The 8,661-nt window shown below is 66.0% G+C and carries 5 protein-coding genes and 1 pseudogene; all 6 read right to left on the bottom strand.

The annotated features are described in order from the left end of the window. Positions 1-162: pseudogene (locus VN856_RS12690) on the bottom strand (type VII secretion protein EsxS); the annotation flags it as partial. Positions 163-209: 47 nt separating this feature from the next. Beyond that, complete coding sequence (locus tag VN856_RS12685; protein WP_325689496.1) at positions 210-1,637, bottom strand: PPE family protein; 1,428 nt, start codon at positions 1,635-1,637, stop codon at positions 210-212. A 2-nt stretch (positions 1,638-1,639) separates the two neighbouring features. Continuing rightward, positions 1,640-1,945 carry a PE family protein gene (locus tag VN856_RS12680; protein WP_325689494.1) on the bottom strand — a complete coding sequence of 102 codons (306 nt, stop codon included), beginning with the start codon at positions 1,943-1,945 and terminating at the stop codon, positions 1,640-1,642. Positions 1,946-1,969: 24 nt separating this feature from the next. Then, positions 1,970-5,917, bottom strand: coding sequence for a type VII secretion protein EccCa (eccCa, locus tag VN856_RS12675; RefSeq protein WP_325689492.1), 3,948 nt, complete (start codon positions 5,915-5,917; stop codon positions 1,970-1,972). Continuing rightward, on the bottom strand, positions 5,914-7,494 hold the full coding sequence (gene eccB, locus VN856_RS12670) for a type VII secretion protein EccB (protein WP_325689490.1): 1,581 nt from the start codon (positions 7,492-7,494) through the stop codon (positions 5,914-5,916). Before eccB ends, eccCa begins: the two co-directional genes overlap by 4 nt. Beyond that, positions 7,491-8,661, bottom strand: a 1,171-nt coding sequence (eccA, locus tag VN856_RS12665) for a type VII secretion AAA-ATPase EccA (protein WP_325689488.1), incomplete at its 5' end; no start/stop codon positions are given. The genes eccB and eccA, both read right to left, overlap by 4 nt.

Genomic DNA, 8,661 nt, shown 5'->3' with positions numbered 1-8,661 from the left:
GGCAGCCTGAAACGCCGCCGCACCATCACCGGCGAAAAACGCCTGCGACGACATCGCCTCCTGCTCGGCCTGACCAATCGTCGAGCGCATCAACCCCGCCTTGGCCCCAAACGCCGACTGCGACGCCACCAACTGCGGAATATGAGCATCCAACATACTCATCCCAGAAATCCTTTCATCCATTGATTACCGTTGCCACACCTACACATTCAGTTGTGGTCCCCCTTCCCCTTCGTCGGCTCGGGACCCCACGTGCCCGGCACCATCGGCATGGTTGGTCCGTTGCCAAATCCGTTACTGCTCAACGTGGCTAACCCAGCCGCCGTGGCGATGGTGTCCTTGTCCACGGTGCCGGTGAATCCAAGCGGCCCGGCACCACGATCCGATCCGACCGCCGACGCGACTAATTCCCGATCGGCCTGCGTGCTCCAGTCCGGGTCGACCTCGACGTTCATATCCGCGAATTCATCGGCATGGTCGTGCATTTCAGACCGTCGCCGCCGCCGCACTCGCGTCTTGCCGCGTGTTCCGGCAGCGACCGCGGCCGCCGCCGGAATCGAACTCGCCGGTGCCTTGGTCTCATCGTGGTCGATCAACGTCGGCCCGGGACCGTCATCGGGATCGATGCCACCCACCATGTACCCGAACCCGGCGGTGGCGGGCGCAGCCGCTGAGGCACCGGCAGCGGCCCCGGCCGTGGGCGTCGACCCGGTGGCCGTTGCCGCGGTGGCACCGGGCGAAGCCACGCCGGCCGCGGGCATCGGCGAATTCTGTCCGGGCGAGATGCCGGCAGCCCCGACCACTGCGGGTAGGTCGGCAGGGGCGGCCAGCGTCGACGCGGCGTAAAGAGCGAGTCCGATGATGAGCGGGAGAAAGGCCGGGGAACTGAGCAGCACCGACCAGAAGGTCGTTCCGAATGGGATGAAGAATGCCTCGTACGCGATGAAGAACAACAGTGGGAACCACTGGCTGGGGTTGGCGAGGATCGAGCTGAGCGTCCCGGACGGGTCCTGAAAGAGCTGTACTAGCTGATTGAAAATATCGGTCAGGAAGTTTCCCGACGACGGCGGGTTGATGGCGGCGGCCGCCGCGTTGTTGGTCTTGAGAACCGGCGGCGCGGCCGCGGTGCGCGGCGACGACGCCAACGCCGACCCGGACACCCCTTGGTAGGTGGCCATTGTGGTGGCCGCCTGGATCCACATCCGGGCATAGTCAGCCTCGTTGAGCGCGATCGGAATCGTATTGATACCGAAGAAGTTCGTCGCGATCAGCACGCCGTGGATGACGTGGTTGGTGGCCAGCTCGGGAATGGTCGGCATCGCGGCCAGCGCAGCGGTGTAGGCAGCAGCGGCGACCTCGTGCTGAGCCGCCGCGCCGGCGCTGTTCGCGCTGGCCTCTGTCAGCCATGCCAGGTAGGGCACGTGTGCGCTCACGTATTCCTCGGCGCTCGGACCTTCCCATGCGCCTGCCTGTACCGCGCCCAGTAGTGAGGTGAGTTCGCTTGCTGCCGAGGCATATTCAGTGCTCAGCGAGGTCCAAGCCCCAGCGGCCGCCAAAAGCGACCCGGGTCCAGGACCGCTGCTGAGGAGCACTGAATGCACCTCCGGCGGCGAAGCCATCCACACCGGCGCGGTCATCGTCAGTGGCCGGCCAAGTATGTCGCCGCGGCAGCCGCGTCACCGGCTGCGTAACTCACGCCAGACTCACCGACACCGACTCCGGCGCGGCCCAGTTCTTCCACACCTTCGGCGGCCACCGCGGCGTGCTCGCTGCCCTGTGCGCTGAAGCCGGCCGCCGTCTGCAGCGAGACCGGGTCGGCCGCAGACGGAACCACGGCAGTGATCGCCGGTGCCGCACCCGCATGCGCGGCAGCCAACCGGGCGGTGATCGATTCAACCGCGGCGCTGGCTGCGGCGAGACCTTCCGGAACAACTCGCAGTGTCATGACACATACTCCTTTCGATGAAAATCACCGGCCATCAGCGGCCACACTCTCCTCGACAAGTGGATTGACCAACTGCACATACGTCGGGATATCGCTGTCGGTCAGCAGAATTGCGCGACCCGGTGGCAGCCGGTCGAATCGCTGACCGCGAATCTTGCCGCCGTCGGTCGGATTACCTGACAGCATCAGCGTGGTCGCTTGCAGGTCGTTGAACCGCCGCAGGAGAGGGCTGGTCATCAGGGCGTGCGCGGCGCCGGTTGCGCGCGCTGTGACGATGACCCGCAGGCCCAGATCGCCGGCCTGCGATAGTAATCCGATCAGCGGAGTCCAAGGCCGCTGTCCCACATAGGGTCCCGTCATTGCCGGCGTGTCCGGTATCTGATCGACGTCGTCGATGATCAGGTAGTGGGTGTGGCCCTCGTATGACCAGCCGGTCAGCTGCGCGGCGGTGAGACCGGCCGGCGGCCTGCGCTTTTCGATGAGCGCCGACAGCCCGAGCATCGCCGGGGTCACCCGGTCGATGTTTGCGGTGTACTCGTTGTCGGGGAACAGCGGCTCGTCGACCAGATGCAGCCGCCGATCCAGCACGGTGAACGCCACACGATCCGGCGTCGAGTTATCCCGGATGGTGCGAATGATGTGCCGCAACAGCGTGGTCTTACCGGTCCTGGTGTCACCCAGCACCAGCAGCAGTGGGTTCTGGGCGAAGTCGAGTTGGACTGCGGCCAAGTCTTCTTCGCGCTGGCCGATCACGATCCGGTCGTTACCGCCGTACACCGGTTCGAGCGCGGCCGGCTCCAGGTTCGTCGGCAGCAGGCGCACCGGCGGGGCGGTGATTCCGGCGTGACGGTCGTTGATGACGGCAATCTGATCCGACTGCGGCGCCGCGAACAAGAAATGCTCGGCGGCCATGGTCAGACCACGCCCCGGTTGGTCGGCGGGCACACTCTCGGCCGGACGATGCAGTGCGCCGACCATCCGGACATTGCTGTCGCGCGCGTCGTGCAACTTGAGCTCCAGGCGCATCCCAAGCCCGTCCCGCATCGCCAGCGGCACCTCGAGCCAGCTGGGGGTGGTGGCGACGACGTGAATGCCGTAGGCCAATCCGACGTTCACCAGCTCGGTCACCTTGCTCAGCAACGGGTTCCGGGTGTTGAACTGGTCGGTGTTGTCGCGGCTGAAGGCGTACAGATTGTCTATCACCAAGAAGACCTGGCCCAGGCCGTCGTCCGGGCCTTGCTTGTCCCGGAACACTTCTCGCTCCTGCCGTGACCGCAGCAGTTGCTCGAGCTCGCCGAAGGTGCGACGGATGCGCTCGGGCTCCAGCGACGACGCGACGCTGCCGACATGCGCCAGGTCCTCCAGCGCCCGCAGCTGCCCACCGCCGTAGTCCAGGCAGTAGAAGCTCACCTCGCGCGGCGAGTGCAGGCTCGCTGCGGACAAGATGAACGTCTGCAGGGCAGTCGATTTCCCGGACTTCGCGCCACCGTGAATCAACAGGTTGCCGGCCGAAGACCGCGCGTCGAAGATCAACGGGTCGCGGCGCATCTGGAACGGCCTGTCGATCTCTCCCAGCGGCCAACGCCACTCACCGCGTGGCACCGCCGCACGGGCGAGCGCTGCGCTCAGCGGGATCACCTCGTCGAGCGGCGGCAGCCACAGCTCGGGGGCGCGGGGGCCGAAGCGCGCGAGTTGATCGCCAATGGTGGAGATCAACTTGCGTGACGGCGCGACCGGCTCGTCGTGCCCGTTCTTGGCGATCACCGTGGTCTGGTCCGGTTCGACCCGCCCGGCGGTGAACAGCTTGGGTTCGGGAACTGAATGCACCACAAGCATTTTCGGCGCCTGAGGCGGATCGTAGATGCCGTCGACGTAGGTGCTGCGGAATCGGATCGGAGCGGCGCCGGGCGCGGGCACCAGGAACCCAACGCCTTTGTACTCCTTGCCCGACTCGATGTGGTACGCGTCCTCGACACCGATGATCGACCGCGAGACCGAGGGGCTGGCCACCTTCAGACCGATCCGGTACGAGGTGTTCTTGTCGATGTCCTTGATCTTGCCCACATCCAATGTCTGTGAAGCGAAAAGGATGTGGATCCGGAATGACCGGCCCTTGCGGGCGACGTAGTCGAACAGCTCCGCGTACTCGGGGTGGTCGGCCAGCATCAGCGTGAATTCGTCAGCGACGACGAACAGCGTCGGGATCGACGGCAGATCATGCCCGGCGGCGATCGCGTTCTCGTATTCGGTCACCGAGTTGAACGCGCTGCCCTGCACCTTGCGGCCGGCCTCGCGCAGCATCATCTCCCGGCGTGCGACCTCGCCGCGCAGCGTGTCGGCGAACCGGTCGGCCAGCGACTTCTTCTCGGCCATGTTCGAGATCACCGCGACGACCTGAGGGAAGTTGCGGAAGATGTCGGCGCCGGCCTCACCCTTGAAGTCCGCATAGATGACGATCAGCCGATCGGCAGAGTGAGTCGTCAACAGCGACAACAGAATCGACATCAGCGTCTGGGACTTGCCGGAACCGGTCATACCGATCATCAAGCCGTGCGGGCCCATGCCGCCTTCGGCTTCGTCTTTGAGGTCGAACATCAGCGGCTCACCCGTGGCAGTGACACCGATCGGAACCCGCAACTCATCGTCGCGGTGCCGCCGTGCCCACATCGTCGGGACGTCAAGCCGCGACGCGTCCGGAATCCCCAGCAGCGTCGTGAACGTGGCGCCCCGGGTGGCTGTCGACTGCAGGCCACTGTGTGTCGGGTTGGAGTCCCACCGGGACAGTCGGCGCGCGAGGTGAATGGTGTCGTCGACGCCGAGTTGGTCGGCGGTGTCGATGTAGCGCTGCCATCCGCCGGTCTGCCAGCGGTCGATCGCGCCATCGGCGATTCGCAGGATCGGGCGCTCGGGATCGGAATACTGTTCCCGATGCGGTGTGGTGGTCGAACGGTGGATGACGGTCACTCCGGCCCGGCCGAGGGCCAGCGGCGAAGCCTTGAGATCGAAGTCCGGGTCGTCGACGATGATCAGCAAGTGCCGCAACGCATCTGCCGGTCCGCCGGTGAACGCGGGGCGGTCGGAGAACGCGGGTCCAAGCAGTGCGATCAGCTCATCGGGCTTGGTGGACAGGTAGCGGGCCGGGCCGACGCCGTCGACTTCGGCCGGGATGTCCACGTGCGGCAACCACTTCAGCCATGACCACTCCGGCGACTCGAGATCCGACGTAGCGACCGCGACGCCGAGAACCGTCGGGTCGTGCCACGTCACCGCCTGAGCCACCCAGGACCGCACCGCCGCACGCACCTCGTCGGGGTCGCCGAGCACGGTGACGCGCGAAAGCTTGGTCAGATCGAGTCCGGTCGGCACGTCGCGAACTGTGCGCTGAGTGTCCAGCAGACTCCGTAATGCGCTGTGCGACACCGGTTCGAGGTCGACCTCATCGGCTGTGTCGTTGACCCGCAGCGCGGTGTCCAATGTCGCCGAGTGCACACCGGCACGCACAACCAGGAAGTCGCCGTCCTGAGGATCGCGTTCCCATTGCCGTCGCGACCCGGGTATTGCGGCCAGATCCGCGGGTTCCGGATGCGACCATTCGGCGGCGGCGCGCTGCGCGGCGGCCTGGCCCCGGATGTTGTCCCGAACCACCGACAGGTAGCGCAGGTAGTCGGCACGCTCAGCGTCGACCTCCTCGGTGCGCGACTTGTTATCGCCGCCACGGAAAAACGCGGTGGCAGCCAGCAGCAGCACAAAGGGGAAGAACAGCGTTTGCGGCGAGATGAGCCGCATCCCGGTGGCGACCATCGCGACGATCATCCCGACGATCAACAGCACGATCACGACCGGCAGCGCCCGGCGCAGCAACGACGGCGGAATCACCCGCGGCAGTTCCGGTGGCGCCTCGATATTGATACTGCCCTTACGGGTCACCGGTGACGGTAGCCGGCGCCGTGCCTCGAAAATTAAGCGGCTCATCGGTTTTGCCCTTCGGCTTCAGCGCGACCGGGTCGCGAGTCGGGGGCTAGACCATCGTGGGCGAGCAGCGCGTCAGCTCGCGACAGTGTTGGTCCAGGTGCGTACAACGACAGGATCGACCACGGAATCGGAGTCGCCGGCTGACTCAGCCCAAGAGCCTCAGCGGTTTTCGCGTTTCCCGTGACGCCACCCTGGGCGGCTTCATTGTCGATGCCATAACGGACGCCGGTGTCGGAGATCCAGAACAGCGACCCGGCAGCTGGTGACGCCGAATTCTGTCCGACGGTCTGGGCGAAATAGCCGGTGCCCGGTGCCATCGCGACCCGCCGCGCCGTGCCGCCGGCACCAGCACCAACCAGGTCCTCGGTGTGCACCACGTCCGGAATCGGCAGCACCGAACCGGCCAGCAACGTCAGCGTATTCGTGCTTGCACCGGCCGACTTACTCCAGTGCGCACAGGTGATCGGATCGTGCGTCGCGTCGAGCAGACTGATCCGCTGCTCCGGGTAGCGGCCGGTATCCAGCTGCCGCGACACCGGGAGCTTGGCGATCTTGTCGGCACCCAGCCGTGGCGGCTGGTCGAGGCCGTAGGAGTTGGCGTTGCGCAAGACGGCGGCCAACACCGGGGAGATCTGCTGCAGGCCGTCGGGCAGCACCGCGTAATAGATCAGCCCGTTGACCGAATTGCTCTCCAGGCCATGGGACTCGACGACCGCACCGACTGGCGCGGGCACCGGAAACCTGGCGGGACTGCCGGCGTCGGGGATAACGGGGGCGGCCAGCGGCGGAGACTCGGGGATCGCATTGAACAACCCGCCGGCGATAGGCCGCGGCGTCGGGATGTCGGTGCCCAGGCCCAGTGCGCTGGTCACGGCGTGGTCGGCGAGGTCGATCCGGCTGCGCCGGCCGTCCCACAGCAGCCAGGCACTGGTGGGGTTGCTGACCAGCACCGCCTTGCCGGCTGGTACTGCCGCCGCCCGGGCACCGGCGCTGTCGGGAGTTCCGGCTATCACCGTGACACCAGCGGCAGTCCCGGCGGCGGAATCGCACACCGTCCAGTCGGCGTCCTTGCGGGTGTTCTGCACCATCCGCTCGGGCGCGCCGGGGATACCGATCAGGTTGCCAAGGGGAAACTTGTCCAGCTCAGTGCTTTTCACCATGGTGGGGTTTGCCGACTTGCCCGCGATCAGCCGGGCCGATGCCAGGTTCAGCACCGGATGCAGTTGGTCGCCCACCCGCACGTACAGCGCGGCGGTGGACCGGTCGGCCAGAATCGGGTTGTTGGCCGCCGACCCGTTCGGCCGAATCAGCGAGAAGACAAAGCATCCCACCAGCGCGGTGATCAGCACGACGACGCCCATCAGTACCGCGCGGGTCTGGCTGCGCAGCGGGTCGACGAGCATCCGCGTGTCATGCAGGGCAACACCAGAAGCGATGCGGCGCATGACAAATCGCCAGCCGGTCACCTGATGGCGGGTGACGAAGCCGCGCCGGTAGACGACCTTCTCAGGGTTGTCGTTGACCGGTGTGCGCGAGGCGAAGGAGCGCCGGTCGTCGGGTGACTCGGGGTTGGTCATGCCGGCATCTCCAGCCGCAGGCCTTCCAGCAGCGGCGGCACGGTGTTGGCAAGATCGGCGGCGGTGATCGTCATGAGCTCCTCGTCGGTGAATTCACCGGTTTTGGCGTGTTCGGAGTGGTCCAACCGGAATTCGCGTTCCTCCTCCGACTTTTCGACGACGTTACGGACGAATCGACCGTTACCCGCGATGTCGAGGCCGCGGCGTTCGACGCCGGCCGAATCGGCCTTTGTCGTGCTGGCCAGGTGGGCGAAGAGCGCTTCCAGATCGTTGAGCGCCGGCTGTTCGAACGCGCTGTCGCGTCGAGTGGCCATGAAGTTGGCGATCTCGATCAGTTCCGCCGGCTGGTAGGACGGGAAGTCGATGGTGCGGGTGAACCGTGATCGCAGACCCTGGTTGGTGTCCAGGAACCGATCCAGGTCGGCGCGGTAACCGGCGATGATGACCACCAACCGGTCACGGTCGTTTTCCATCCGGGCCAACAAGGTGTCGATGGCCACCAGGCCGAAGTCGTTCTTGGCGCCGGTGGCAACCAAGGCGTACGCCTCGTCGAGGAACAGCACACCGTCCAGCGCGCTATCGATGATCGCGTTGGTCTTGGCCTCGGTCTCACCGATGTGCTGCCCGATCAAGTCGGCGCGGTGGACCTCCTTGATGTTTTCTTTCTTCAAAAGGCCAAGGCCGCAATAGATTTTCGCGACGACACGCGCGATCGTGGTCTTGCCGGTTCCGGGAGGCCCGGTGAACACCAGATGATGGGTGCGCTGGGCCACTTCCAGCCCACGATCCTTGCGCACCAGCTCCATTGCCACTGCGCTCTTGAGCCGTGCGACCTGATCTTTGACCTTCTCCAGGCCGATGAACTCATCGAGCTCACGCTCGGCCTCGGACAACAACACCGCCTTGCGCTCTTGCGCTCCCGGGTCGACGAAATCGCCAGGCTTGGGTTCGGTGGCCGGGTCCCACGGGTCGATGCGCGCGGCGATGCGGTCGGCGGTGGTAGGCACGATCCCGAAGCTGGAATCCGTGAGCGCCTCTTCGACTTGAGCGTTTTCCGGGTTGGCGGCATACAGGTCCTGCAACACCTCGCGCGCGGTGTCCTCGTCGCCGTCGGCGCGCAGCGACAACGCCCTGGCCAACGCCCCGTCGACGGCGGCGACGGCCACC

Origin of the sequence: Mycobacterium sp. (assembly GCF_035603715.1) — a bacterium.
Lineage (GTDB): Bacteria > Actinomycetota > Actinomycetes > Mycobacteriales > Mycobacteriaceae > Mycobacterium.
Note: the sequence above shows the minus strand (reverse complement) of the source record. Positions and strands in the feature narration are given on the sequence as shown.

Coding starts and splice junctions, on each gene's coding strand:
- VN856_RS12685 (WP_325689496.1), bottom strand. CDS start 1,637: ATGACCGCGCCGGTGTGGATGGCTTCGCCGCCGGAGGTGCATTCAGTG.
- VN856_RS12680 (WP_325689494.1), bottom strand. CDS start 1,945: ATGACACTGCGAGTTGTTCCGGAAGGTCTCGCCGCAGCCAGCGCCGCG.
- eccCa (WP_325689492.1), bottom strand. CDS start 5,917: ATGAGCCGCTTAATTTTCGAGGCACGGCGCCGGCTACCGTCACCGGTG.
- eccB (WP_325689490.1), bottom strand. CDS start 7,494: ATGACCAACCCCGAGTCACCCGACGACCGGCGCTCCTTCGCCTCGCGC.